This is a genomic window from Tardiphaga sp. (genome assembly GCF_028290495.1).
Lineage (GTDB): Bacteria > Pseudomonadota > Alphaproteobacteria > Rhizobiales > Xanthobacteraceae > Tardiphaga.
Map to the genome: position 1 here is coordinate 32,595 of NZ_JAQGJT010000017.1, position 23,319 is coordinate 55,913.

At 59.3% G+C, this 23,319-nt stretch carries 38 protein-coding genes, 1 tRNA gene and 1 pseudogene; 22 read left to right on the forward strand and 18 right to left on the reverse strand.

Annotation, left to right across the window (positions count from 1 at the left end; all coding sequences use genetic code 11):
• Positions 1–105 precede the first annotated feature (105 nt).
• On the reverse strand, positions 106–1,887 hold the full coding sequence (locus JWQ24_RS02085) for a site-specific integrase (protein ID WP_299803746.1): 1,782 nt from the start codon (positions 1,885–1,887) through the stop codon (positions 106–108).
• A 315-nt stretch (positions 1,888–2,202) separates the two neighbouring features.
• Here JWQ24_RS02085 and JWQ24_RS02090 point away from each other — a divergent pair, with 315 nt between their 5' ends.
• Entirely contained in the window at positions 2,203–2,571 is a 369-nt protein-coding gene (locus JWQ24_RS02090; protein WP_299803748.1) for a nuclear transport factor 2 family protein, read from the forward strand.
• Between the two features lie 32 nt (positions 2,572–2,603).
• On the opposite strand, the gene JWQ24_RS02095 is transcribed toward JWQ24_RS02090, so the two are convergent.
• The 4 genes from JWQ24_RS02095 to JWQ24_RS02110 all read right to left on the reverse strand — a co-directional run bounded on the left by JWQ24_RS02095 (position 2,604) and on the right by JWQ24_RS02110 (position 5,149).
• Positions 2,604–3,080: a DUF192 domain-containing protein gene (locus JWQ24_RS02095; protein ID WP_299803749.1), complete on the reverse strand. Its 477-nt coding sequence runs from the start codon at positions 3,078–3,080 to the stop codon at positions 2,604–2,606.
• Positions 3,081–3,209: 129 nt separating this feature from the next.
• Complete coding sequence (locus tag JWQ24_RS02100) at positions 3,210–3,875, reverse strand: cold-shock protein (protein ID WP_299803750.1); 666 nt, start codon at positions 3,873–3,875, stop codon at positions 3,210–3,212.
• A 194-nt stretch (positions 3,876–4,069) separates the two neighbouring features.
• Complete coding sequence (locus tag JWQ24_RS02105; RefSeq protein WP_299803751.1) at positions 4,070–4,831, reverse strand: Sir2 family NAD-dependent protein deacetylase; 762 nt, start codon at positions 4,829–4,831, stop codon at positions 4,070–4,072.
• Positions 4,832–4,912: 81 nt separating this feature from the next.
• Positions 4,913–5,149: a hypothetical protein gene (locus JWQ24_RS02110; RefSeq protein ID WP_299803753.1), complete on the reverse strand. Its 237-nt coding sequence runs from the start codon at positions 5,147–5,149 to the stop codon at positions 4,913–4,915.
• Positions 5,150–5,300: 151 nt separating this feature from the next.
• Between JWQ24_RS02110 and JWQ24_RS02115 the strand changes: the two genes are divergently transcribed.
• Positions 5,301–5,708: a hypothetical protein gene (locus JWQ24_RS02115; RefSeq protein WP_299803755.1), complete on the forward strand. Its 408-nt coding sequence runs from the start codon at positions 5,301–5,303 to the stop codon at positions 5,706–5,708.
• Between the two features lie 80 nt (positions 5,709–5,788).
• Here the strand turns inward: JWQ24_RS02115 and JWQ24_RS02120 are convergent, their stop codons facing one another.
• The 3 genes from JWQ24_RS02120 to JWQ24_RS02130 form a co-directional block, all read right to left on the reverse strand.
• Complete coding sequence (locus JWQ24_RS02120; protein WP_299803757.1) at positions 5,789–5,986, reverse strand: DUF3606 domain-containing protein; 198 nt, start codon at positions 5,984–5,986, stop codon at positions 5,789–5,791.
• A gap of 88 nt (positions 5,987–6,074) precedes the next feature.
• Positions 6,075–6,317 carry a hypothetical protein gene (locus JWQ24_RS02125; protein ID WP_299803759.1) on the reverse strand — a complete coding sequence of 81 codons (243 nt, stop codon included), beginning with the start codon at positions 6,315–6,317 and terminating at the stop codon, positions 6,075–6,077.
• A gap of 163 nt (positions 6,318–6,480) precedes the next feature.
• Positions 6,481–6,687, reverse strand: coding sequence for a hypothetical protein (locus tag JWQ24_RS02130; RefSeq protein WP_299803761.1), 207 nt, complete (start codon positions 6,685–6,687; stop codon positions 6,481–6,483).
• A 318-nt stretch (positions 6,688–7,005) separates the two neighbouring features.
• On the opposite strand from JWQ24_RS02130, the gene JWQ24_RS02135 reads away from it, so the two are divergent.
• Positions 7,006–7,173, forward strand: coding sequence for a hypothetical protein (locus tag JWQ24_RS02135; protein ID WP_299803764.1), 168 nt, complete (start codon positions 7,006–7,008; stop codon positions 7,171–7,173).
• A 111-nt stretch (positions 7,174–7,284) separates the two neighbouring features.
• Complete coding sequence (locus JWQ24_RS02140) at positions 7,285–7,458, forward strand: hypothetical protein (RefSeq protein WP_299803766.1); 174 nt, start codon at positions 7,285–7,287, stop codon at positions 7,456–7,458.
• Positions 7,459–7,544: 86 nt separating this feature from the next.
• On the opposite strand, the gene JWQ24_RS02145 is transcribed toward JWQ24_RS02140, so the two are convergent.
• Positions 7,545–7,838 carry a hypothetical protein gene (locus JWQ24_RS02145; protein ID WP_299803935.1) on the reverse strand — a complete coding sequence of 98 codons (294 nt, stop codon included), beginning with the start codon at positions 7,836–7,838 and terminating at the stop codon, positions 7,545–7,547.
• 250 nt (positions 7,839–8,088) lie between these two features.
• On the opposite strand from JWQ24_RS02145, the gene JWQ24_RS02150 reads away from it, so the two are divergent.
• The gene (locus tag JWQ24_RS02150; RefSeq protein ID WP_366521405.1) at positions 8,089–8,337 is read left to right on the forward strand and encodes a hypothetical protein; all 249 of its coding nucleotides are present in this window, start codon (positions 8,089–8,091) and stop codon (positions 8,335–8,337) included.
• A gap of 233 nt (positions 8,338–8,570) precedes the next feature.
• On the forward strand, positions 8,571–8,834 hold the full coding sequence (locus JWQ24_RS02155; RefSeq protein WP_299803769.1) for a hypothetical protein: 264 nt from the start codon (positions 8,571–8,573) through the stop codon (positions 8,832–8,834).
• 7 nt (positions 8,835–8,841) lie between these two features.
• On the opposite strand, the gene JWQ24_RS02160 is transcribed toward JWQ24_RS02155, so the two are convergent.
• Positions 8,842–9,027, reverse strand: coding sequence for a hypothetical protein (locus JWQ24_RS02160; RefSeq protein ID WP_299803771.1), 186 nt, complete (start codon positions 9,025–9,027; stop codon positions 8,842–8,844).
• A 334-nt stretch (positions 9,028–9,361) separates the two neighbouring features.
• On the opposite strand from JWQ24_RS02160, the gene JWQ24_RS02165 reads away from it, so the two are divergent.
• Entirely contained in the window at positions 9,362–9,505 is a 144-nt protein-coding gene (locus JWQ24_RS02165) for a hypothetical protein (RefSeq protein ID WP_299803773.1), read from the forward strand.
• An 80-nt stretch (positions 9,506–9,585) separates the two neighbouring features.
• Here the strand turns inward: JWQ24_RS02165 and JWQ24_RS02170 are convergent, their stop codons facing one another.
• Positions 9,586–9,816: a hypothetical protein gene (locus JWQ24_RS02170; RefSeq protein WP_299803775.1), complete on the reverse strand. Its 231-nt coding sequence runs from the start codon at positions 9,814–9,816 to the stop codon at positions 9,586–9,588.
• Between the two features lie 141 nt (positions 9,817–9,957).
• Between JWQ24_RS02170 and JWQ24_RS02175 the strand changes: the two genes are divergently transcribed.
• Both JWQ24_RS02175 and JWQ24_RS02180 read left to right on the forward strand, forming a co-directional pair.
• Positions 9,958–10,368 carry a PAS domain-containing protein gene (locus JWQ24_RS02175; RefSeq protein WP_299803778.1) on the forward strand — a complete coding sequence of 137 codons (411 nt, stop codon included), beginning with the start codon at positions 9,958–9,960 and terminating at the stop codon, positions 10,366–10,368.
• Positions 10,369–10,486: 118 nt separating this feature from the next.
• Positions 10,487–10,936: a VOC family protein gene (locus JWQ24_RS02180; RefSeq protein WP_299803781.1), complete on the forward strand. Its 450-nt coding sequence runs from the start codon at positions 10,487–10,489 to the stop codon at positions 10,934–10,936.
• 44 nt (positions 10,937–10,980) lie between these two features.
• On the opposite strand, the gene JWQ24_RS02185 is transcribed toward JWQ24_RS02180, so the two are convergent.
• Positions 10,981–11,232 carry a hypothetical protein gene (locus JWQ24_RS02185; RefSeq protein ID WP_299803784.1) on the reverse strand — a complete coding sequence of 84 codons (252 nt, stop codon included), beginning with the start codon at positions 11,230–11,232 and terminating at the stop codon, positions 10,981–10,983.
• Here JWQ24_RS02185 and JWQ24_RS02190 point away from each other — a divergent pair.
• The gene (locus JWQ24_RS02190) at positions 11,231–11,881 is read left to right on the forward strand and encodes a glutathione S-transferase family protein (RefSeq protein ID WP_299803788.1); all 651 of its coding nucleotides are present in this window, start codon (positions 11,231–11,233) and stop codon (positions 11,879–11,881) included. The two genes, JWQ24_RS02185 and JWQ24_RS02190, sit on opposite strands and share 2 nt — an antisense overlap.
• A 2-nt stretch (positions 11,882–11,883) precedes the next feature.
• Here the strand turns inward: JWQ24_RS02190 and JWQ24_RS02195 are convergent, their stop codons facing one another.
• Together JWQ24_RS02195 and JWQ24_RS02200 are read right to left on the reverse strand one after the other, a co-directional pair.
• Positions 11,884–12,036 (reverse strand): hypothetical protein, encoded by a 153-nt coding sequence (locus tag JWQ24_RS02195; protein ID WP_299803790.1) that lies wholly within the window; start codon positions 12,034–12,036, stop codon positions 11,884–11,886.
• Positions 12,037–12,040: 4 nt separating this feature from the next.
• Complete coding sequence (locus JWQ24_RS02200) at positions 12,041–12,298, reverse strand: PilZ domain-containing protein (protein WP_299803793.1); 258 nt, start codon at positions 12,296–12,298, stop codon at positions 12,041–12,043.
• Positions 12,299–12,588: 290 nt separating this feature from the next.
• Here JWQ24_RS02200 and JWQ24_RS02205 point away from each other — a divergent pair.
• The 3 genes from JWQ24_RS02205 to JWQ24_RS02215 all read left to right on the forward strand — a co-directional run bounded on the left by JWQ24_RS02205 (position 12,589) and on the right by JWQ24_RS02215 (position 14,660).
• A tRNA-Glu gene (locus tag JWQ24_RS02205) sits at positions 12,589–12,663 on the forward strand.
• Positions 12,664–12,915: 252 nt separating this feature from the next.
• Positions 12,916–13,653 (forward strand): hypothetical protein, encoded by a 738-nt coding sequence (locus JWQ24_RS02210; protein WP_299803796.1) that lies wholly within the window; start codon positions 12,916–12,918, stop codon positions 13,651–13,653.
• Positions 13,654–13,679: 26 nt separating this feature from the next.
• Positions 13,680–14,660, forward strand: coding sequence for a hypothetical protein (locus tag JWQ24_RS02215; RefSeq protein ID WP_299803798.1), 981 nt, complete (start codon positions 13,680–13,682; stop codon positions 14,658–14,660).
• Positions 14,661–14,853: 193 nt separating this feature from the next.
• On the opposite strand, the gene JWQ24_RS02220 is transcribed toward JWQ24_RS02215, so the two are convergent.
• Positions 14,854–15,489, reverse strand: a complete 636-nt coding sequence (locus JWQ24_RS02220) for a hypothetical protein (RefSeq protein ID WP_299803801.1) — start codon at positions 15,487–15,489, stop codon at positions 14,854–14,856.
• 242 nt (positions 15,490–15,731) lie between these two features.
• On the opposite strand from JWQ24_RS02220, the gene JWQ24_RS02225 reads away from it, so the two are divergent.
• The 8 genes and pseudogenes from JWQ24_RS02225 (at position 15,732) to JWQ24_RS02260 (ending at position 20,302) form a co-directional block, all read left to right on the forward strand.
• Complete coding sequence (locus JWQ24_RS02225; RefSeq protein WP_366521406.1) at positions 15,732–16,019, forward strand: hypothetical protein; 288 nt, start codon at positions 15,732–15,734, stop codon at positions 16,017–16,019.
• 376 nt (positions 16,020–16,395) lie between these two features.
• Positions 16,396–16,587 carry a hypothetical protein gene (locus JWQ24_RS02230; RefSeq protein WP_299803804.1) on the forward strand — a complete coding sequence of 64 codons (192 nt, stop codon included), beginning with the start codon at positions 16,396–16,398 and terminating at the stop codon, positions 16,585–16,587.
• Positions 16,588–16,632: 45 nt separating this feature from the next.
• The gene (locus tag JWQ24_RS02235; RefSeq protein ID WP_299803806.1) at positions 16,633–16,806 is read left to right on the forward strand and encodes a hypothetical protein; all 174 of its coding nucleotides are present in this window, start codon (positions 16,633–16,635) and stop codon (positions 16,804–16,806) included.
• 63 nt (positions 16,807–16,869) lie between these two features.
• Positions 16,870–17,340 carry a thermonuclease family protein gene (locus JWQ24_RS02240; protein ID WP_299803809.1) on the forward strand — a complete coding sequence of 157 codons (471 nt, stop codon included), beginning with the start codon at positions 16,870–16,872 and terminating at the stop codon, positions 17,338–17,340.
• Between the two features lie 15 nt (positions 17,341–17,355).
• A pseudogene (locus JWQ24_RS02245) lies at positions 17,356–17,576 on the forward strand (SOS response-associated peptidase); the annotation flags it as partial.
• 147 nt (positions 17,577–17,723) lie between these two features.
• Entirely contained in the window at positions 17,724–18,626 is a 903-nt protein-coding gene (locus JWQ24_RS02250) for a hypothetical protein (RefSeq protein ID WP_299803810.1), read from the forward strand.
• Between the two features lie 2 nt (positions 18,627–18,628).
• Entirely contained in the window at positions 18,629–19,153 is a 525-nt protein-coding gene (locus JWQ24_RS02255; RefSeq protein ID WP_299803812.1) for a hypothetical protein, read from the forward strand.
• A gap of 255 nt (positions 19,154–19,408) precedes the next feature.
• Positions 19,409–20,302 carry a TIR domain-containing protein gene (locus JWQ24_RS02260; protein WP_299803814.1) on the forward strand — a complete coding sequence of 298 codons (894 nt, stop codon included), beginning with the start codon at positions 19,409–19,411 and terminating at the stop codon, positions 20,300–20,302.
• Between the two features lie 48 nt (positions 20,303–20,350).
• Here the strand turns inward: JWQ24_RS02260 and JWQ24_RS02265 are convergent, their stop codons facing one another.
• From JWQ24_RS02265 to JWQ24_RS02275, 3 genes are all read right to left on the reverse strand, one after another.
• Positions 20,351–20,524, reverse strand: a complete 174-nt coding sequence (locus tag JWQ24_RS02265; RefSeq protein ID WP_299803815.1) for a hypothetical protein — start codon at positions 20,522–20,524, stop codon at positions 20,351–20,353.
• A gap of 70 nt (positions 20,525–20,594) precedes the next feature.
• Complete coding sequence (locus JWQ24_RS02270) at positions 20,595–21,773, reverse strand: type I restriction enzyme HsdR N-terminal domain-containing protein (RefSeq protein ID WP_366521407.1); 1,179 nt, start codon at positions 21,771–21,773, stop codon at positions 20,595–20,597.
• A complete protein-coding gene (locus tag JWQ24_RS02275; RefSeq protein WP_299803818.1) occupies positions 21,721–22,296 on the reverse strand; it encodes a hypothetical protein in 576 nt (191 codons plus the stop codon). The genes JWQ24_RS02270 and JWQ24_RS02275 overlap by 53 nt, the downstream gene beginning before the upstream one ends.
• 274 nt (positions 22,297–22,570) lie before the next feature.
• On the opposite strand from JWQ24_RS02275, the gene JWQ24_RS02280 reads away from it, so the two are divergent.
• Positions 22,571–23,104: a hypothetical protein gene (locus tag JWQ24_RS02280; protein WP_299803821.1), complete on the forward strand. Its 534-nt coding sequence runs from the start codon at positions 22,571–22,573 to the stop codon at positions 23,102–23,104.
• Positions 23,105–23,319: the final 215 nt, after the last annotated feature.

The following is a 23,319-nucleotide window of genomic DNA, read 5'->3' on the forward strand; positions in this document are numbered from 1 at the left end:
GGTGTTTCGGCTCAAATTGAGCTTGTATTACTCTGGCACCTCCCGGCCGTAAACTCAACACTCACCGGAAAGCAGCCATGTGTAGTTTCTGATTGTTCAGCAGCCCTAACTCGCCAGCGACGGGAACGAGACCGCCTCGATCATCTTGACGCGCTCGCTCAGAATGCCTTCCGGCAGGTTGCCATAGCGCCCGGTCATCGTCTCTTTTGCATGGCCTAAGATTGGACCGCCAAATTGTTCGTCTAGGTAGCCACAGCGGCGGAAAGCGTCGGCCATACCGTGACGTAGGCTGTGGACGTTGACTGAGTTATCGACCTTAGCGCCAATCTTGCGGAAATAGCGGTTCAGGAAGCGCGAAGGGGTGGCTGAGTAGAAGCCCCGAATGTCGGGCTGCAATTTCGGGAACAGCCGGGCGTGACCGCCCGCGACCATGGCGTTGTGATACTCGATCAGACCAAGCTTAATTAGCTCTCTATGGATCGGGACCACACGCTGCGATCCGGCAGTTTTGGTCGACTTAGAAATCGCGCCTTCTCGCGTGATGTGAAAAATCCAAACGCCATGCAGCTGTCGCACATCTGCCGTGAGAAGCTGTGCGACCTCGCCAAGCCGCGCGCCGGTGTAGAGGCAAATATAAGGGATCCAATACCGCCAATCTCTAACCGCGATCTCGCCGGGCAAATGCTCGTCGCCATCGCCGGCACAAGTCTTAAAGAGCGGCGAGTGGAAAATCACCTTGAGCTGGCTTTCCGAGAACGATGAGCCTTTTCGCTCGTCATCAACAGCTAGGAACATGCCGCGCATGGCGTCCTGTTCGATAAACTCATTATTCAGCAGCCACTCAGCAAATCCGGCGATTGCCGAAAGGTATTTGTTGATCGTGTTCTGACTGATGGTTGGCTTTTTCTCTGTCGCGTTCGCTTCGATTATTTTGACAAAGGACATTCCTGCGAACACTTTTATCGCAAGCGCCTTCACCGGCCAGAGCGCCAACTTATGCTTCCAATCTCTGACAGCCTTTTTGTTAATGGCGGATACATGCGAACCGGCACCGACAAAATCAACGAACAGCAGGACAATTTTGCGGTTCTGCTCCCAAGTGTCGGTCGTGACGCTGCCTCGTTTCTCCGCTGCGAACCGGTCATGAAGCTCTAAAATCGTTTCGCCCGGCGCCGCGAACTTTTTACCTAGTGTCGCGTCGGGCGGGGTAACGAGCGGATCGGACGGCGTTCCACCCCAGTTGCCCGCATCCCGCTCTGCGGCCCTGAGCAAGTATTCCAGCTCGGCCCGCTGCAGCCGTTGGCAGAGATCGCGATAAGCGGGGGTGCCTTTGCCGATCAAGAGCCGGTCGCGGGCGATCACGTCGTCAGCCGCCCATTCGATCAATGCAGTCTCGCCATCTCTCAGGTGGTTACGCAGGATCCTGATGCGGACTTCCCTCGAATGAATGGCGGTCTGAGCTTGATTGCTCGTGACCTGCAGTTCAAGGGCGGCATCCAATTGGACTAACGGGTCATCGGACCAAGAAACGGCTCCAGCGGCGATTTGGTCCTGCAACGCGAGACTGGCATCTTCGACCATCTGCCCTGTCGCGATGCCGGCTCGCTCTTTTGTGTCGCGGCTCAGTTCGGCGTCGTAGTGGTTCCAGACAGCAGTCTGGAGGTCCACCCCCGTCGGCTCCCGTCGCCTGCGCAACTCCGCAAATTCAGCCCGCCAGCGCATCAGGACGGGCAGCACCTTCTCGCGGGCAACCTTCGGATCGCTGGTGCCCAAAGACTTCCAATATTCTCTTTTCTTAACCACGGATTGGAGATCAGGAGGGACGCCCAAGCGGGCATAATAACGGGCGCTGCCAGAGCGGCGGGCGATGTTCGATCCGAGTGACATGGGAATCCCTGTAACAGCAACTCGTAACAGTTACTCGTAACAGTTCTAGGCAGTAAGCCCATGCGAAACAAGGGTTTATTGATTTTATTGAACAATATGATGGGTAGCTTCGTATCCTTGTGCCCCGACCAGTTACCCCGTTGAATCTGCTCGAATTTCGCAAAGCGATTCTGACGCGATTCTGACAACCGGTTCTGACGCTGTTCACGGCCCACCGCGCCCCGTTTTCGGCTGCCTTGCCGCCGTGACAGGACAATCCACCACGCTCATCGGCTATAGTGATGCCGGACACCGTGAACCCTGGCGGAGGTTGGGATGGATGACGTGCGGGCCGCGCTTGAGCGCCACTGGGCTGCATCGGACGCCAATGATTTCGACGCCGAACACGAAATCTACCACGAGGACGCGGTGCTTCATTATCCGCAGTCCGGCGAGCGCATCCGCGGTCGGCATAACATCCGGCAGAGCCGATTTGTTCAGCCGAACCGGAAACGTTTTGCCGTCCGGCGAATAATCGGCAGCGGCAATCTCTGGGTCACCGAATTTGTCCTGACCTATGACGGTAAACCATCCTACACGGTGAGCATCATGGAATTCCGCGAGGGTCTGGTGATCAACGAAACCCAGTACTTCGCCGATCCGTTTGCCCCTGCCCCCTCACGTGCGCATCTGGTCGAGCGTTAAGCCAAGGTTCGCATCGGCTGTGCTCGCCGTCCTCAGCGCTTGCCGAACAGCGGATGCACGATCTGGTCGCCCGGGGCGATGCCGTATTTCTTGGCGGTGCCTGCGATCACCTCCAGCACGCCCTTGGCGGGGCCGCCGGACGAGATAATGCGAAGCGATTGTGGCTCGGTGTTCTCGGCTATGCGCAGGATGCGACCGTCGGAGCCGATGAAGATCATGTCGAGCGACAGGAAGGTGTTCTTCATCCACATTGAGACCTGCTGTTCCGGGCTGAAGTCGAACAGCATGCCGCGGCCATCGGCCAGTTCCTTGCGGTACATCAGCCCGGTCTCGCGTTCCTTTTCGGTCTTGGCGATCTCCACCGAGAACATCTGCACGCCGGACCTGGTGACGATCTCCAGCGGCTGCACTTCGGCGGCCTGTGACGGGACGCCGACGCACACCCATGTCAGCAGCGCGGCGATGGCCAACAGAGGGGCACGAAAGCGGGCAAAACGAAACAGGCTCATGGACGCGATCCGGGGCAAACCCGGACGAGGCGCCGGGCGCGCGACCCTAGCCCGATGGCGGTGATAAATACCAGTCAGAGATGCGCACAGCCGCGTGATGGCGGCGGTTGGCGTTCAAATCGGTGCCAATTAGTGCGACGACAATCCCGGCGCGCCGGCTTCCGGCTGGATCTCGGCGGCCATCATGCCCTTGGAGCCGGGCCCGAAACGCACCAGCACATACTGGCCGGGACGCAACTCGGTCATGCCGAAGCGGCGCAGCGTTTCCATGTGAACGAAGATGTCCGGCGTACCCTCGCCGCACGACAGGAAGCCGAAGCCGCGCAGCCTGTTGAACCACTTCACCTGCGCCCGTTCCAGACCGCTGGTCGGGGTGACGTTGACATGGGTACGCGCCGGCAGCATCTGCGCCGGATGGATGGCGGTCGACTCGTCCATCGAGACGATGCGGAATGCCTGATAGCCCTTGGAGCGCTGCACGCATTCGACAATCAGGCGCGCGCCTTCATAGGCGGTCTGATAGCCGTCGCGGCGCAGCACCGTGACATGCAGCAGCACGTCGGCCGCGCCATTGTCGGGGATGATGAAGCCGTAGCCCTTGGAAGCGTCGAACCATTTGATGACGCCGCTGATTTCGACGAGATCGGCCGCCGCACCGTCGCCCAGACCTGCGAAAGGGTCCAGCGTATGACGATCGTCGTTCGCGGTAAACTCCGTCGGTACAGAGCTCGATGAACCGGCGATGCTAGGCATCAGCCCCCCCGACCGCTTGGACTCAAATCCGTCCGACCCCATGACCCCGGATCCCACAATCTTGTGCGGCTGCCTGTAAATGGCAGCGCCCCCCCGCGGACCCATCGATGACGATTCATGATGACGCGCCGCGAATCTCGCAGCTGAAGATAACACTGTCGCCTGCCCGGCAAAGACAAAAAATGAACACTAAATTAGCTATGAACAACCTTGCGCAGCGACGAATCAATCACGCATCAGTTGCCGACGAACGGGCTCAGCGCCTCGCCGATATCAAAGCGGATGACGAGATCGGCGTGCACGTCCTGCTCGGTAGGCTCGTTGTTGATGATCACGAGTCGGGCGCCAGCGCGTTTCGCCATAAGCGGAAATCCCGCCGCCGGCCACACCACCAGCGACGATCCGATCGCCAGGAACAGGTCGCATTGCCGCGACAGTTCGACGGCCATACGCATCTCCGCCTCCGGCATCGCCTGGCCGAACGAGATCGTCGCGGTCTTTATCGGCTCTTCGCATCGCGTGCAGTCCGGTGCCCGCTTGGTGTGGTCGAAATGATCCTTCACCCACACCAGATCGTAGCGTTTCCCGCAACCGATGCAGCGCGCGTAAGTCGTATTGCCGTGCAGTTCGATGACGTCGTCCGCTTTGATACCAGAGGCCTGGTGCAGGTTGTCGATGTTCTGGGTGATGAGGCCGGGGATCTTGCCGGCCTTGTAGAGCGATGCCAGCGCGCGGTGGCCCCTCGTCGGCTTCGCGGCGGCGAAGGTCGCCTCCATGGCAAAGCGTCGCCGCCATGCCTCGTCGCGAGCGTCCTGGCTGGCGACGAATTCATCGAACGGGATCGGCTGGTTGCGCGTCCACAGGCCGCCGGGCGAGCGGAAGTCCGGAATGCCGCTCTCCGTCGAGATGCCGGCGCCGGTGAATGGCACGATGGCCGAGGCCTCGGCGATCATGTCGCCAAGCTGTTCGACACCGCTGCGCAGATCTGTTGCTATCATCCGTCAGGTTCCGATGGCTGTTCGTGGCGACAATGCCCGAGATGGCCGGATGGCGCCATCATCAGTCCCGACGATCCGCGCTCAGGCGGCGTGCGGCACGTCCTTGGTGGGCTCGTCCTTGCTGTCGTCCTTGAACTGCCTCGCCACCGGTGTCGCCTGCGACTTCTTCACAGCCCTGCCATATTGCGACAGTTTTTCCAGTTCGGCTTCAAGTTCGGCCTGCCGGGCGGCGACTTTCTCGGCCAGCTTGTCGGCGGCCTGATCACGCAAGGCCGCGAGTTCTTCAATGCTCAGCTGATCCAGATCGATCTTGGCCATGATAGTCTCCCGTTTGTTTCGGGCTAGCGGCAAGCCGTTTGCGCCGCAACCAGACTGCCGCCGTTATCCACGCCAACCTGAATTCGATTGACGTCCCGGTGACATTTCGCTGAAATGCAGCGGCCTTGAGGTAACTAACATGACAACATGGATGGAAGAGCGCGACCGACTGGTCGCGCAGACACAGGCATTCGTGCAGCAGGTCGCCGCGGCGCATCCGAAGGAAACCGCGCGGCCAGAGATCGAGCAGATTTTGGTCGATAAGGTGGCGGTCACGGCGGCGGCTATCGACGCGCCAGCGCCACCCGCCCAGGCTGGCCCTGCCCCCGCAGCGCCGCTGACAGCCGTTGCCCAGCCCGTTGCGCCGACTGCCGTTTCTGCGGCACCCGCGCGCAGCTTGCCGCCGGTGGTCTCGGAGCGGGCGGAGATTTTGGAGCGGGTAGCGGCGTTCCGCGCCCGGCAGGCGCAGATGAATGAGGAGCGCGAGGCCTACTACGAAACCATCAAGGCAAAAATTCGCAGCGATCTGGGGAACGAAGCCGGGACCGGCCGGTTATAGAAACAGAGCAGTCTTCCCCCGATGCTCTATCTTCAGAAAGCCCCGTCCTCCCCCGGCGGGGCTTTCGCTTTTAGGCGGGGTTATTTGCCGAGATGCCGGCGCACCGCAGCGACCGTCGGGCCGACCGCATCGATGGCGGAGGCCAGTTCCCTGGCGGACACGCTGAGGCGGTAAGCCCAGTAGTCGCGCTGGGTATCATCTGCGGAATCGATCACCTGCGCCGGCTGTCCGCCGCGCGTCGGGGCCAGAACGGTGGAAACGGGCACCAGCACGATCATCGCCGCAGGATAGCAGCAGGCAGCCGACCGCCAAGCCAGCCATGAATCGATGCTTAATGGCAGATGTGCCGGATCGCTCGAAAACGCTCTAACGGATGACGTCGAGCGAGGCCTGGAAGGCGCCCATCGGAACGCACAGCTTCTTGCGGCGCAGGCCCCGGATCGCACCCGTCACCTTCAGCACGTGTCCAAAAGAGCATGAACCATCCTGCACCAAGGCGACCTCATAGGGCGCCAGCAGCAACGGCTCCGAAGTCCGTATCGCCTGCGCCGACGACGGCGTCGCCGCCATCATCAGCAATCCCGAAAAACCCAACACCACGACACGCATTACAAATCCTCAACAGCCGTCAGCGCCTCAATACCGTCCCACTGGTTAAGGTTTCACGTCCCGGAATTTTTTGTTGATGCACTGCGTCATCTTGAGCCGATGATCGTCCATCGGCAGGCAAATGCCAAAGCAAATTATGCGCCAGGGAGGCGCGAACTCAGCGTCAGAGCGTGAACTGCTTGTGTCCGCATTCCTTGCAGACATAGTCGACCCGGGACACGCCCTTCGGTGCGGTAACCTTGTTCGGCGCGCCGCACTTGCCGCACACCGCCATGATACGGGTGTCGCCCTGCTTCACGACCAGCGCCTTGCGCTCCATCGTCTCGCGGATCAGCCTTTCGGCCTCTTCGCGCATCGCCTGCTTGTCCATGCCGTTTCCTGCAGAGAAGATGGGGGGCTGCCCCGATCCGTCGTCTATAGCCGATCGCGGAGGCCATTTCCAAACGCCTTCCCGCCATGTTCCGCCGAATTGCCTGACCTGTGCGACATCGGCAACGCCAGCTCTTTTTAGCGCCGCGATACCGACTCCGAACCGCTCCATTTCGATGGCATCTGCACGGCAGCCGATAGACAAAACGGCTGACATCAACTAGAACAAAATGAGAACAAATCTAACCGTCGTCACCCGCCTTTCCTCAGGTCTCAACGGGTTGGCGCGGCAGATTGCTCGCGAAAGAGGGAGAGAAAGATGGATTTGCTGGCGCGTATTGAACTCTGGAAGAGCATCGACCCCGATCCGGAGTTTTGCCGTCGCGCCGAGCGCGAAATGCTGATGCTGTCCTCCTCCGACGAGGACTGGATTGCCGCGCGGATGCGCGATTTCGAGGAGGCGCTGCAACTGGATTCCGTTGGCTAGGCGCATCGCATTTTGCCACCGGTGTTATCCACTGCGCGCCATCGTCCGATCAGATTGACGCCGCATTCGGCTTCAATGGTTACGCTCGAGAATCAATTCAAGGAATACGGCATGAACGAAGACAGGATTTCGGCTGACAGAGCCGCAATCGAACTGCGCGTAACGGCGTTCCGGGAAACCCAGGCCCGATTCCAGCGCGAACGCGAAGACTATTACGACGAGACCATCGAGAAGGTCCGCGCCACCGACTGGAACGAATTCGTCAGCCCGCGATCTTCCGACTGAGCATCCGCACGACGGTGCTCAACCCGCGATTACTTTCCGAAGAAAAAGGCCCGCAGCGAACGCTGCGGGCCTTTCGGTTTCCGGCCTTACCAATATCTGGACGGCCGATAATAACGCGGCCCGCCGTAGTAGGCATAGGGACCGGGGCCATAATCGTAGCCGTAATAGGCCGGACGGTAGTAGCGGCGTGGTGCGTAATACGGCCGGTAATAGCCATAGGGACCGTAAGCCCCATAGGCGCCGGCAGCGAGCGCGCCGGCCGCGAGGCCGAAGCCAATGCCGGGACCGCCCCACCCGCGACCGCGGGCTTCCGCGGGCGCCGTCACAGCGGTCGCGCCAAGCGTGGCCACCGTCGCCACAATCAATGCTGTTTTCTTCAGGATCATCGCGATCTCCTCTCGTCAATCCTCACGCAGATAACGCGCGCTATTTTTGATGGTTTCAGGGGGCGTCCAAATTTTAGGATCGGGTTCCAGTGCCGCGCTGTAAACGGCTGATTACGCCGCGTTTACGCAACGTTAGCCATGGGCCGCACCCACGCGGAACGCGCCGCTTCCGCCGCGATTGCCCTGCCGACGCATCCTGCGTCCGCGTCGTGAAGCGACGCAGCACGTAGCGTGGAGTACGGGCATGATCCAACACATCGAGAAAATCGACGGCATCATCGACGAATTACTGGTGCAGCTCGGTCAGATGGTGATGCGGCTTTCGCATCCAAGCGTGACGCGAACCCGCGAGGAACGCGAGGCGCTGACGCGCTCGGTACGTCAGTATGCGCTCTGCGCCGCGAGCTCCAGGGATCCCCGCGTTCTCCGACTGGCGGAACAACTCGACGACACGCTCAAACCACGGCTGCGGCTGGTGGCAAGCCGAAACTGAAGCGGCAGCCGGTTGCCTTGGAATGTAGACAAACGCGCGTCGGTTGACCCAGCGTGTCGCTTACCGATTGAAATCACAGGATTTTGTCGTTACCGATAATGACATTTAGTATTGATATTTGAATAAATTTCTTTGCAGCCGTTCGGCAAATGCCGCCACGCGAAACGCGGGCCTTCCCTGTGCGTAGCTGTGTTCAGGCCACGTTTTTTTAGGCCATGTATTGTCGAGCCAAAATGCTCCCGACCCGCGACCAGCAGCTGGCGATCCAGGCAAGGCTCAACATGCTGTTGGGCGCCGAAATCTATGACGCCCTGTTTCTCGGGTTCGAGTGTGGCGTGATCTTCGAAGACATCGCCCATGTCTCCGTACCAACCGAAGACGCCGCTGCTGCGATCGACGTGCAATATCCCTGGCAGGTCGCGATCGCCGTCGAGAGCATCATCAAGCTGCCCATCAAGTCCGTGCATATCCTGCCGCGGAATTACCCGAACGTTTAGCGCCAGCTTATTTGACGGGCGGCGGCGATCCCGCAGTACGCACCATCCGGTCGGCCTTTTGCAGCGCGTAGGTATTATCCGGCTGCTCGCGGGCAAAGAAGCTGATGAGCACGAAGGCTGCGCAAAACAGTCCGCCTACGATCATGACGCGCCGGTGGGTCTGCTTGTCGGCATTATGAAACGAACTGGACATGATGCACCTCGCCATAACGACACATACAGGTTGTGCGGGGGACGGCAATCAAACTCCGGTTTTAACCTAAGTTTTATACGTTACTTGGCGCAGCGAATTTGAACGAAGCCATTTTCACTCGTTAACTTCAACGCCACGGGCGCGACCAGCCGCCGCCTGTCGCGAGCTTTCTGCCCCGCCGCACAAAGTTGCGGGCAGCCGTTGTGAATGAGTGCGGCGGACGGCGCGGCAGGTTCAAAACCCCTGTCCGAATCCTTCCCCGGTGTTCACAGCCGGTTTCAGTTGACGGCTAATCGCGGCGCCGATTCTATGTGGCTTGAAACGGAGCCTATCGATGTCCAACCGCCACCTGCTGTACGAATTCATGACCGGCAAATCGCTCGCGGATTCGCCCCGCCGCGATCGCAACATCCAGGTCTTCATTCAACTCGGCATCGGCGCGATGGTGATACTGACGATCTGGCCGTTCTTTATCTGACAGGCAGCGTCCTCCCGCCCCCCCCCCCTCAGATCGCCAGGCCTGTCCCGCTGGTGCGAGCACTGCGCCCAAGACAAAGCCTATTTTTTATCGTGATCGTGATTGTCCTGGACCACCGGGGCGGTCTCGCTGGCATACTTTTCTGCCAGATCGAGCAATTCGCGGCGACGCTTCGGGTCGTTGATTCGCAAGTATGCCAACACCATCTGCAGCGCCTCTTCGTCAGACGCTCTTCCAAACCTCCACACAACAAACCTCGATAACGTTGGCATTTCAATTTCAAGCTCGGTACGGCTTGTTACCGCACACATTTTACGCCTATTTTACGCTGATGCCGAAGATTGGTTCCGGAGGTCGTGATGATTGTAGGGCGACCACTGTCAAAAACATGTCGAGAGCTTGCCGAAATCGCGACGGGAGCGAACGATGACGATCTGGCCCAGATCCTCCGAATGGCGGCGCTGAAGGCCGCAGAAACCGATCTCCGCCATTGCGGGACAGATTCACGCATCGAGGATTTTTTCGTTGGCGTGTGGGACTGGGACGTCGTCAACGACCAGATCTACAGCGACAGCAGCTTCGCCCTTATGTTCGGGGTCGATGCCGAAGACGCCGCACGCGGCCAACCGCTGAACGTCTGGCTGAACGCCATCCACCCCAACGACCTCGACACCGTCATCGTCGACATCGAGAAGGCCAAGCGGGGCCAGCTGTTTTCAAGGGAATACCGAATCGTCACCAAGGGCGAAACGCACTGGGTCCATGCGCACGGCAAATGTACGCTGGACAAGGACGGCAATGCCGTCCGGTTTCCCGGCGCGCTGCTCGATATTTCACATCGACGACCGACGACCATAACCTGAGCATCGCGCCGTCGCAGGCCTGTCCAGATGCTCCCGGCGTGGCGCAAGCTGCGCCCACTGCCCCTCCTCGCCCGTATCTGCTAACCAGCGCCCTACCCCCCACTGCCTGGAGACCGACATGCGCTACCTTCACACCATGCTTCGCGTCCGGAACCTCGACGCCGCGCTGAAATTCTATTCCGAGGCGCTCGGCCTCAAGGAAGTCCGCCGCGTCGACAACGAGAAGGCGCGGTTCACGCTGCTGTTTCTGTGCGCCACCGACGACCAGGCGCTGCTCGACAAGGTCGAGGGCCGCGGCGCGCCGCTGGTGGAGCTGACCTATAACTGGGACGAAGAAAAATACGGCGAGGATCGTTACTTCGGCCATCTCGCTTACGAAGTAAACGACATCTATGCGACCTGCGAACGGCTGATGAAGCTCGGCATCACCATCAACCGCCCGCCGCGCGACGGCATGATGGCCTTTATCCGATCGCCCGACCTGCATTCGATCGAGTTGCTGCAGAAGGGCAACGCGCTTCCGCCGCAGGAGCCCTGGCTGTCGATGGTCAACACCGGCCACTGGTAGAAAACGCGGGCTCCGACGGTGGAACCCGATCGTCCGTAATGCGTTTATGATGAGAACTCAATCATGGAGGCGACGACAATGGGACGCGGACTTTTGCTCTGGCTGATCGGTGTGCCGATTCCGGTGATCATTCTGTTGTGGTTGTTCTTCGGCCGCTGAACTAAGTCGGACGAATCAGAAATCAGGCTCCGCTCGCGCGGGGCCTGATTTTTTTGCGCCGGCGTGCGGTAGGTTGCGAAGCCGCCGCCGGGGATGCCACTCCGGTCTCCACCAAACGCTATCACGAGGCCCATCATGCCGAACCCGACATCGAAATCGACATCGCTGCAGATCTGGGGCCGCGCCAATTCTGTCAATGTGCAGAAAGTGCTGTGGTGCTGCCGCGAACTCGGCGTGCCATTCCAGCGCATCGACGCCGGCATGCAATTCGGCCGCAATACCGAAGCCGATTATCTCGCGATGAATCCGAACGGCCGCGTGCCGACGCTGGTCGATGGCGACTTTGTGCTGTGGGAATCCAACGCCATCCTGCGCTATATAGCGCTGAGCCACGGCGCGACCACCTTGTATCCCGCCAAGCCGAAAATCCGCGCCGGCATCGAGCGCTGGCTGGACTGGACGCTGTCAACGCTGCAGCCGGTCGAACGGCCGCTGTTCTGGGGGCTGGTGCGCACGCCGGTCGCAGAGCGCGATATGGCGGCGATGCAGCAGGCCGCCGACACCGCGGCCGTGCAGTGGCGAATCATCGATCACCAACTGGCCACCCGCGAATACATCGAAGGCGAAGGCTTCAGCCTCGCCGACATCGCGATCGGCGCCTATGCGCGGCGATGGTTCGGCGTCGAGGGCGTCACGCGCCCGGCATTGCCCCATCTCGAACAATGGTTCGCGCTGATTTCGATTCGCCCGGCCTTCCAGGAATTCGTCGCGCCGCCGATGTCGTGAGGCTAAGGCAGCCCGCGTTCGACCAGCAGCACGGCGGCAATCAGCGCCAGCGTGACCGCGGCGATCATCAGCTTCAAGGCCCAGCCGATGCCGCGGCCGATCCACCACAGCAACGCGCAGCCCATCAGCACGGGAATCAAGATGTCGGGGCGCATCGGCCTAGCCGGAGAAGCGAACGCCGAGCGTCTTACCGCGGCGCCACACCACTTCGCAATTGCGCCCGGTCCGCGCGTCGCGGGTAAAGGCAAGCCGCACCTTGGCGGTTGTTACCGAGGTCGGGTCGTCGATCACGATCTTGGCGCCGGTGGCCGAGAGGTCCAGTACGGTGCACGGCCGGGCGGCGAATCCGCCTTCCAGCGTGATCCAGCCGGCCTGCTGCACCGAGCGCCGGACGTCTCGCTTCTTCGTCACCGCCATCGCATCACTCCACGGCCAGAAATTCCGACCCGTTTCTAGCAGAATTACCGCGATGCAGCGGAAAAAAGACCGCCATTCGGGCTCCTCAAAAATGCTGTGAAATCATCGTGGCAGAGCGCTTGCTCCCTCCGACAAACGCCACTATACGTTCGGCCGCTGCCGCTAATCACTCCACCCGGTTCGGCGCAGCCCGCGGCCTTCAAGGCTTTGATGTCGCGGTAATGTTCGTGATAACTTCGCGAAATGGCGGCCTTGGTGATTCTCTTCGGATTACTTGACGGTCACCTTTTGCTCCCTTCGTCTATCGGTTAGGACGCCACCCTTTCACGGTGGAGAGAGCGGTTCGATTCCGCTAGGGAGCACCAACCATTTCAATGGTTTAGCGCTCATTCCCCTGTCCGGCCTCGTTTTCGTTGCTTTTTTCGTTGCAATGAAAGTTTTACTTGCTGCCCGTTGTTCCTGCTCAAACGCTTCACCGCGAACCGACCGAGCAGTCCCTCGCGGACAAGTCGATGCGTACACTTTCATCTCACAATTGCTTAGGGCATTGAGGCGCATCCCCTTGCTCTCGCCCCAAGGTTGCGCTTGGATGGCGCTTTCTTGGGGAATTTTTCAATATGCGTGTTTTGATGGCAGTGGCGCTCAGCGCCGCGCTGACAGGTTGTGCCACCAATACTGAAACGGTTCAGTTCAAGAGCTCCAATCCAAATCAGCAAGCAATGATGCGCGACGGTCAGCCGGCCCTCGTTTCTCGCCAGAAGAATTCCGTCGTGCTCGTTCGCCCGGCGGCCCGCCAGCTCCAGGCAAATGGCCGCCCCGTTTTCGTCGTCGGCATCAACAACTTGAGCCGCGGCCCAATTGATTTCCGCGTTGCACAGGTTGAAGCCAACCAGCGTGTCGGTGCCTCGGACTTTCAAATGCAGGTCGTTACTTTCGAGATGCTGCAGCAGGAAGAGAAGAACCGGCAGGTTGCCATGGCGATTCTCACCGGCGTTGCCGGCGCAGCCAATGCTTATAGCGCCTCACGGGCAGGTTATGGTTCGTACACGACGCCGAACGGCCGGACAGGCACATTCTACAGCCCGACGGCGGCGGCGATCGCTCAGGGCAATGCCGCGGCACAAAACGAGGCCATGTTTGCGTCAACGATCGAACAAGGGCAGCGCAACATGGCGCAGCTCGAACAGGCTGTCATCAAGGACAATACGTTGATGCCTGGGGAGTGGTACGGCGGACAGCTGCACCTTGCGCCGCCAACGGACCAAGCCGGGGGCCAGAAGTCCTACACAATCATCATCACCGTCGGGTCTGATCGGCACGTCGTGGACGTCGCCCAGGGACCAGCGGGCGCATGACTCTTTGATCGATAGGGAGCAATTTCATGTTCTCGAGGAAAGTTTCGCTCGCGGCATTCGTGATCTGCGCTGCGACCAACGCAGTCGCGGCGGAAGTGAAGTCATCCGCCCTCAAAGACGGCCGGATCGTTGTTTCGATCTTTGGCGAGATAGCTGCCGGCGACACTGAAGCTTTCAACGCTGCAGTCAAAGTGGCCAATGACAGTGGAAAGCTCGTTACCAGCATCCGCTTGAATTCGATCGGCGGCAACCTGGTAGAGGGAGTTCGCCTCGCCGAGGCGGTCCGGTTCGGAAAGATCATCACCAACGTCGGTCAAAATGCGACGTGCGCATCGGCGTGCTTTCTCGTCTTCGCGGCTGGTGAGGCGAAGTACGCAAACTATACGGCTAGGATTGGAGTGCACGGCGCTTCGGACAAGTCTGGCGAGGAGACGGTCCAATCCGGCGCGGCGACAGTGTCTATGGCTCGCGTCGCCAAGGAACTTGGCGTCCCGCCGGCGATCATCGGGCGGATGGTGGTCACCCCACCGAGCGAGATGGTTTGGCTCAGCCCGACCGACCTGCAGTCTATGGGGACCACCATGGTCGGGAAGCCGGCGCAGCTGGCGGCGTCATCGGCGACCGCGGGCCCTGCGTCTCAACTCCAGCCGGGAGCCCCGATGCAGCTGCCGTCGGCAGCAAAGGCCGCTGCTCCACCGACCTGGGAACGCATGGTTGATCTGGCGGCTACCAGATCAGCCGAACAGAATAATGGAAAGCCACAAACTCTTCGAGCTTGCCAGCCTGAATTCAAGAGTTGCTACAACGCAGTTATATACAAAAATTCAGATGGATTGGACGTTGCGCTAAAGGTCGTTCGGGACATGAACGACAAGATCGTCCGGCGAGAAGCCTGCACGTTCAATAAGAGCGGGGACATTCGGAGATGCCTAGATTGGGATACAAATTCGTTTCACCGCGACATGCAAGCCCCGAGTGGTGCATGGACAAAGATTGCGGACGAATAGTCGATCGATTGGAAGCTGTAACGTTGGCTTTCGGAAATGTAGCGCTTTAATCCGATTTCGCAGGGGCGGTTTGGACACCCAAATGACACGGGGCTCTGAGTTACTTTTCTCGGTTAAAACGTGACAGTTTGGGGGGAGTAACGGGCGGCGCTCGCCAAAAGGCTGCCGCCTCTGGTCCCGCCGATGTCCTCGCTCAATCTTTGCATGTCGGCGCTTCGTCTTCAGCGGCGGGAGGCGCGGCGGGCGTCGTTGCATGACGCATCGCAAGGACGGACCGATATCGCCACGGGATAAAACATAACAAGCAACTTAGAATACTTCTAGACAGCATCTGACTTGGCCACCATCGATCGCGCATGACGAAGCTTACGAAAACTAGGGCGGAGCTCGAGGAAATCATCCGTGCCCACGCCGCCCGCTCGATTGGCCGCATGAGCGTGATGGTGTCGATGACGGCTGGCGGGCGCTGATCGGTTTTTCCGATGCGTCCCAGACCTGTTTCCGGGACGCCGTGCAGTTGCTGCGCGGCAAGCTGCAGGCAAATATGACCTCGTCGCATGATCGCCGCGCCGGGCGTTGCGCCGCAGCCAAGCCGCTCCGTCAGGCAGGCTTCAGAGCCGCGGCGGCGAGAACGGTCGCCTCCAGCTTCCGCTTTGTCGCTCGCATGGTTGGAGCGGTTTTCCCAGCCGGCGGGCGTGGACCTGCACCGCAAGGATCTTGCGGTTGAGCGCGTCGGCCGCGCGGGCGGCCGTGCACCGGATGCGATGAAGTGCTCAAGCTTCTCGATTTCCTGAGGCGTCCAGGAATTTTTTGTCGGGAGCTTTGCCATACCTCTCTCCGAGTTGTGAGCATTTCGGCGCCGATAATTCAGAAGCCACGCCTGAGTTCCAACTGGACGCCGCCGAAATGGACTCGACTTATGTTCTCGTTACGTTCTAGTTTAGGGCATGAGCGATAGACCTGCGAGCTGGCGCATGCCGACGCCGAAACAGATGGAAAAGCTGGCCCGCCGAGGCAGCGCGCCGCGGGGCGACGGCGGCTCCGAGTCCCGACCTCGGGCCCGCCGACGCGATGCCCGAGGAATACTCGGATGCGGTGCTTCGCAGCCCACAGGCTCACCAGCGAGCGGGCGTTCCGATCCAGCAACGGCGCCTGTCCGAGATCCCGCGCCACATCCTGCGGGTCTCCTGCCGGCGGTGCGACCGCATCGTGGAGATCCAGGCCGCCGACGCGGTTCGGCTCTATGGACCTCACGCGATCTGGAAGGACGTCGGCATGAAGCTCCTGGACAACGGCTGCCAGCAACGGACCGGCGTCCGCGAGGACGACGGCTGCTGGCCGTCCTACGAACACCCGTGACGTCGCTTCAAAGGCTCTCTTCCGACCCATGATGGTCGCTTGCGTACAGGCTTCGACAGACTAAACTAGAAGTGCGCTGCCGAAGAGCTCGATTTGATTCAGGGGAAGCTGATGGCGAGGCCGCCGATAATTTCGCCATGGGGCGCGGAGCCAAACGAGCAACTCATGCAGCTTGCCGCCCAAGGCGTCTCGATCGTCAAGGCCGCCGGCTCGCTCAATCGCTCGATGTCAGCCGTGCGCATCAGAGCCCGCAACCTTGGACTGTCGTTCCCCACGATTCGCGAGACTCGTCGAAAATTGGCACTTCCGCCGCGAGCCAAGAGCGAACTCGCTCCATATTCCAGATAGCCAGCGGCTCGGCCGCAAGCGAGAAACCATGACCGACTACCGCGCCTTCATCGTTGGCATTGACGGGCACTTCAAGTCATCCGAAACCATCGTGGCAGAAAACGACGAGCAGGCCTTGAAGATCGCCGAGAAGCTGGTCGAAAAGCATGCTGTCGAGGTCTGGCACCTAGATCGAAAGATTGCCGTTCTTCCAGTCAAGGATTCGACGGCGCGAGATTGAACTTTTTTGGGTCCGTTTCGTAGGTTCGTGAGGGAGCGGACATACATGGTCCAAAGCACGCATCGCGAAGAACTCTACCGCCGGCTGGAACAGTCTCGCCGGCTCGCAAACGGCGCGGCCGATCCGACCACGCAAGACCGTCTCAGGAATCTTACCGCCGACATCGAGCGTCAGCTTGCCGAGGCTGAGGCGAAGGACGCCGACGCGCCGCCGGAATGATGCTATGATTGCAACATGAAAACCGCGTTTGTCTTGCTCCTCCTTCTCGCCTCCTCCCCTCAAATGGCCACCGCCCAAGAGACCATCGCCGGCCAAGCGTCCGTTATCGACGGCGACACGCTGGAAATTCGCGGCACCCGCATCCGGCTGTTCGGCGTCGACGCGCCGGAAAGCGACCAGACCTGTCGCGACGACGACGGCAAGCTGTACCGCTGCGGCCAGAAGGCGGCGCTGGCGCTATCCGACTTCATCAGCTCCAGGACGCTGTCGTGCATGCAACGGGACACCGACCGCTACGGCCGATCGGTTGCGACCTGCACCGTCGCCGGCGACGACATAGCGGCATGGCTGGTGCGCGGCGGCCTCGCTCTGGACTACCCCCAATATTCGAAAGGCAAGTACGCTGTCGCCCAGAAGGAAGCCGAGCGAACAGGCGACGGCATGTGGGGTGGCCAGTGGGTGGTGCCGTGGGCCTACCGGGCGTGCAAGCGCGCAGGTGGGCGGCCAGATCGGTGCTCCGAAAGCGCGCGATAACTGAGGGGCGGTCCGATGTGCAATCTCTACTCGATGACGAAGGGCCAGGCCGCAATCCGCGATCTGTTCAAGGTCATCAAGGACAGCGCCGGCAACTTGCCGTCTATGCCCGGCATCTTTCCCGACTACCCCGCGCCGATCGTCCGCAATGCCGACGGGGGCCGCGAACTCGCCTTGGCCCGGTGGGCATGCCGTCGTCGTCGAAGGCGCTGATCGACGCAACCACGAAGCGCGCATTTCTTTGGTGAACGGATGCCCACCAGCGCGCACATGAGCCGAGGTATCAATTTCCCGCGCAAAGCTAAATTCGACTGCAACACACCCGCTGATTGACACGAATCGACTTTTTGACTTCCGTCTGTTCGGGACTTAGGGGGATGAGAATGTCGTTCGCGATCGGGCTGCGATTTTACCGCGTCGGTGTCAGACGTAAGGCCGACAAAACATTCATGGTAGTTGGAGTCGGCGCAACGCCGTGTGACCTGCTCGAATTTGCTGAGTCTTTTGTGACCGCAAAGGCAACCCCGACGGTCGAGACTTCCGAATCTCGGACTTGGTTCTTCGAGACACACGAGTCGAATGGTGATCGTGTGCTTCACGGCTACATCAATTATGGAACGCACGGCTTCGAAAGCAAGTTCAAAGACGTAAAAACACGCAAGGAGAAGTACAACAGGAAAGCGACCGATCTGGAAGAGATACCGCTATATTTTCAGATCTGGGCGCCAGACGAAACTAAGTACGCCTTGATGGCTTTTCAGTCGTTCCAAGGTCGATCGTGCGTCACGTTCGTTCGCACTGCAATGACGGCTGATTTTGAAAAGCAGTACCCGGAGTACACGTTGACATTCGCCGCGGTCGCACCGGCAGCGTCCATGCTAGATATGGCACCTGTAAAAACGGTGACATTTTTAAAGCCGAGGGCTTTGAAAGATAAGGCCGACAAGTATTTGCTCGGGCGTCCTATCGATGAAGTCGAATATGAAGTAACTTTGAGGGCTAGGCGGCGCGGGTCGTCTATTTCGACTTACAAAGAGCTGCGAACTCGCTTCGATGATCAGAAGGGATTTGTGACGTTTGAGGGACAACAATTCGAGGGCGTCAAAGCTGACGTCAAGATTGGGAGCAAACGCCGCACCGTCGGTGTCTATGGATCCGGTTACGACGCTGGACTTATCGATGTGTCGGACGATGTGAACAGAGCTCCCTCTGGCCATCCTACATTCGAAAGCATTTGCGCTGAGGTCGATGGTTTGATGGACGAGTTTTACGCTGGAATGGGCTAGGTATGCAGAAGATCAACATAACCAGCATAGTCATGTCGCATCTGAATTCGCTCCGCGACGACGGCGGAACATTTCTATGGTCCGATGTTGCAGTTTTTTTTGGTGCGCCACTGGTGACCGGGGCACTGTTCGGCTATTTCGGCGGTGCGATAAGCAAAGACGCGTTCGGTCAATCGATCACGGCATTTTCGGTTTTTGCGGCTCTTTTACTGAGCGTTCAGGTCGCGCTGTACAATGTGTCACTCAGACCGATCTCAGCACCCGAAGATAGAAGAAAGCGAAAGCAATTCGACGAGGTCAATATGACCCGATTTGAGCTCATGAAAGATCTCAACGATAACGTCTCATACCTCATCCTGCTGTCTGTATGCTTCGTGACAATTTTTCTGGCCGCCTACGTTATGGACTGGAAAGGTGCATGGGTCTCGGCAGCGGGATTTGCAATATATGCCCACTTCTTTCTGACACTTCTCATGGTTGTGAAAAGAGCAAGCATCGTATTCTCACGCGCTTATGAGAGCGTTTGAGCCATCGCTCTAGGCAGTAGAGAGAAGCGGGTTCTAGAATCGGTGTCGGTAGCTGCGTTAACGCCAAGGATGCCGCGTCGTCGGGCAATTCGTCGGTCCGCACACGAAGGGAACGGCTAACTCTCGCTGAACGGGATTAACCCGACGTCGACGCCGTTCGACCTCAGTGCATCGCAGAACCGCGCGTAGTTGCGCCATCGCGTGCCGGAAGTGCTCGGCTTGCACGACTGTTTTAACCTCGAGTGGTAGAGACGCATGAAGCTGTTTATTAGTTGGTCTGGCCCGATCAGTAAGGAAATCGCCGGCGATTTTCGCGAGTGGTTACCGTTGATCAATCAGACAATTGAGCCTTACATGTCATCGGAGGACATCGAAAAAGGAACGCATTGGTCGTCATCCATTCGTCACGAGCTGGAAACAAGTAGCTTCGGCATTCTAATCATGACGCCCGAAAATACCAGTTCTACTTGGCTCCACTTCGAGGCCGGCGCGATCGCCAAGTCGGTCGCGGAGGGACGAGTTGCGCCAATACTTTTTAGTCTAAAACAAACGGATATCGACCAGCCTCTCGCTTTGTTTCAGGCGACACTTTTTAACAAAGACGAAATGCTCAGGCTAATGAGAACGGTCAATCAGGCGGCAGGAGCCGAAGCGAGGCCGGACAAGCAGCTCGAAACAGTTTTTGAATCGTTCTGGCCTAAGCTTGAGGCCTTGATCAAACCACGTTTAGCCAAACTCCTTCTCGACCCCCCGAGGAGGGAGAAGGAAAAGTTGGAATCGGAAAAAATACTACAAGAGCTCGTTGTCTTGGGTCGGCAACAGTTGCGCATATTGTCGACACCCGATGATTTGTTCGGAAAAGAGCTCATGAATTTACTGCTCCGATTGACGCACGAGCCAGACGGGGGCGCCATCCGACTCGCTGCCAGAGAAAAGGACCTGGTAATGGCTTTGTGCGGGAGATGGGGCCACTTAGAAAAGGCATTGCGAATTCACTTCGTCGATTATCCCGATCGAACTCGCGATGCCATTGATCGTTTCTCGGCCTATTTTACTGAACTCGAAGCTATCTTGAGCGGTACGGCGACGACGGAGTCGATCCTGCGAGCATTTGGCCACAAAGGAGTCTTCGGTGAGCCGGCGCAATGAAGGACGATGGTGAAACGCTACCCTAAGGCCGGGCTGCTGTCCTAGGGCCTAATCAGCGCTCTCCCGCACCGCATTGTCCGCCGCCAGCAGCCGGCGCAGGTTGATGTTGTAGGCCGGCACGTTGGCATTCTTGACCGGTCGTTCCAGCAGATATGCAGCGACGTCCGGGTTGAACCACGCCATATGCACGATCTCGTCGGCGCTCTGCTTGTTCGTCGGCAATTGCTCAAGCAGGAGCTTGAACCACCTGATGACGCCGAGGCATGAAATGGCATTAGCTGCCTGCGGATCTTCAAATAATTTGCAAGTCAAACTGGCCGAATGCCCTCACTGACAGTGGGGATACGCCGCCCGCTTTGAAGACAAATTCTTGTTCAATCTCAAAAATCCCTCGGATGCGATCTCCAACTAAATAGCCCACCGCCTTGTTGAAATAATTCACTTGGCAATCAACCGGCACAACCCCGCCGGGCGTCACCGGTGTTTCGGGGAGCCGAGTACCTTGTGGGATTGTAATGTTGAGGATGCCTGTGAAAATGGATGGCTTCTCGCTGTCGGTGGACAGAACAGCGTCAGTCGATCGGAAAATCATCGGGATGAAGCCGAGCGATCGATTCAATTCGTCGAACGCGCCGAACGCAGGCTCCAGCTCCACCCGCAGTTCAATCAAGTCGGCCGAGCGCATTATTGTCTGCCCTCGTACAGCAGATCTCATGCCCTTGAGCTTGGCAAAGGCCGCAGAGGTTTGAGGCAATCCGGTTTCGTGGCCGTCGTAAACAATTGAGCCGCCCACAATTCGAGCTGACGAGCCAAGCTGAAGACCCAGCGACCTTCCCAAGTCGATCCTGACGGCCGCAGCCCGCTGCATAGCATGTGGGCTAAGTATATTTTCGAGCGCGTAGAAGCGATCGTCAGTTTCTTCGATGGCCCATGACAGAAGAGGAGCGTGCGGCGCCCCCGTTTGGTGCAGCACAAATTGGCGACCGTTGGTCACCATGTAGTATCGAGCGCCTACTTCCGGATGCGCAGCGTAAGTGTGAGCTTGATGCACATCGTCTTCGGTAAGGTCCACGGAGGGCGCCTTGACCTCAACTACCCAGCGGCCGTAGGGGGTCGCTTCGCATATGTAATCCGCCCGCCCTCTCAAAACCGGATCCTTCTCCGCGTTCTTACGCCCTAGAAAAACGCGATCATACCGAAGCGGGCACTCCGTTCGAATATTTGCCTGTGAGCCGTGCCTATATCCGAGAGCGTTTAAAAGCGGCCGCACTATTGTCTCGCGCACGTCTGTTTCGTTCATGCGAGTGACATCGGTGGTTTCAAACGCTATCATCCCGCCAACTTTCCGACCCCAACGCCTCAGGTCCAGTGGTATGAGCCGGCACGGGCGGCCGATTCGCAACCATCGTTTTCGACTATCAGTCGGCCCTCGTCTCATTCGACATCTGAATGATCTGTCGAAGCATCGCATCTGTCATCGGTGTCTGTGCAGCCCGTGCCGAAATATCGCGGATTTGCTGAACGCTGTCCGGAGCGAGGAACATATCGGACAGGGCCGTCGTCCCGCGGCCAAGCCACGCGCGCTTCGCCCGATCGCGGATGCCGGTCGGAATCGACAGCCCGGCTGATTTTGCAGCCATCGCGGCTTCCGCGCTGATCGGTGCCACCGACAGGTCGTGCGTGATCTGGCGGTTGAATTCGGTCGCACTCCCCTGCGGCTTGCGCATCCCGGTCGCACGCAGCACGTCGACAAGGTTCTGCAAGTCCGAAGGCGGCGGGCCGCCCGGCTGCCACGGCCCGACACGCAGCGCGTCCGTGACAGCGTTCAAATTCGCCTCGCTCTGTGGCGTGCCGGCGATGTCTTTCGCGAAGCGCGCACCGCCGTACTGATTTTCCCCGCCAACAAGCCGGCCCGCCGTGGCGTCGTACCGATCAGCGAGCCCCTGGCGCACCAGCCCCGAGCCGGCACCGATGTCGCGGTTGTCGATACGCATGATCGCATCCACAAGCTCGCCCTCGCCACCGGTGAGCGGCTTGGGCGGCAGAATGGCGGCGGCGGCCGTCCGCGTGTCGGTTGCTGCTGCGACCTGCCCGAGAACTCTGCCGGCGTCATGCCGTGCGTGGCCTCACGACCTTGCGCTCGGGCGCCCCGCCGCGCGCGCCGATGCGACGGCCGTTCCCGCGTTGCCGCCAGGCCGGGCCGTGAGATAAGATCGCACCGAGGCCATTTGGCTCAGTCGCCTCCATCGTACCTCGGAGCTTCATCCTATGGACCGAGCTTTACTGCAACGTGCCCAGACCGTTTTCGATCGAGCAGATCAATGTCTGGTCGACCTTGGCGCTACTAAACACCTCGATGAAATTGAGATGCATTGGGCATACTTTTTGGTCAACTTCGAACGCATCTTCCACCGGATCGCCGCAGCGGCCGGAGGGCCCGGCGATGCGTGGTATGGCAGGGTGGCAACGTTCCGGAAAACTGACCCGCTGCTCAAGTACCTTCTGCACGCCAGGAATGCGGACGAACACGGCATTGCGGACGTGACGCAACAGAAACCCGAGCAAATTCGTGAAGTGGGCGTCACGCCGATCAGCCCCAATGATGCTACTGAATTGACCGTCCATTTTGACGTCGTAGACCCACACGTCGCGTTGACAGATGTGATCGATCGGTCCGTTAGCTATTCGGTCCCCACAACTTTTCGCGGCGGGGCCATCGCAACAGCTCACCCGTTAAACGTCGGCTTGCTCGCCTTATCCTATGCAGCGGAAGTGCTCAGCGAAGCATGGTCGGATTGTTGATGTCCACGAAGAGCGCTTATCGAAGACCAGAGGACAAGCGATGAAACAAAGATTGGTAGCGGCGTTGATGGTGCCTAGCTCGGTCCCGACCGCTCAGGCCGTTGATCAGATATACAGCGACACGCAGCTTTATTCCGGGGCGAACGGTCCGCCGCCAGGGTGGGCTGATGGCTACACTTATTCGATCCGGTCGGCTTCAGAGTGCAAGCGGCTGA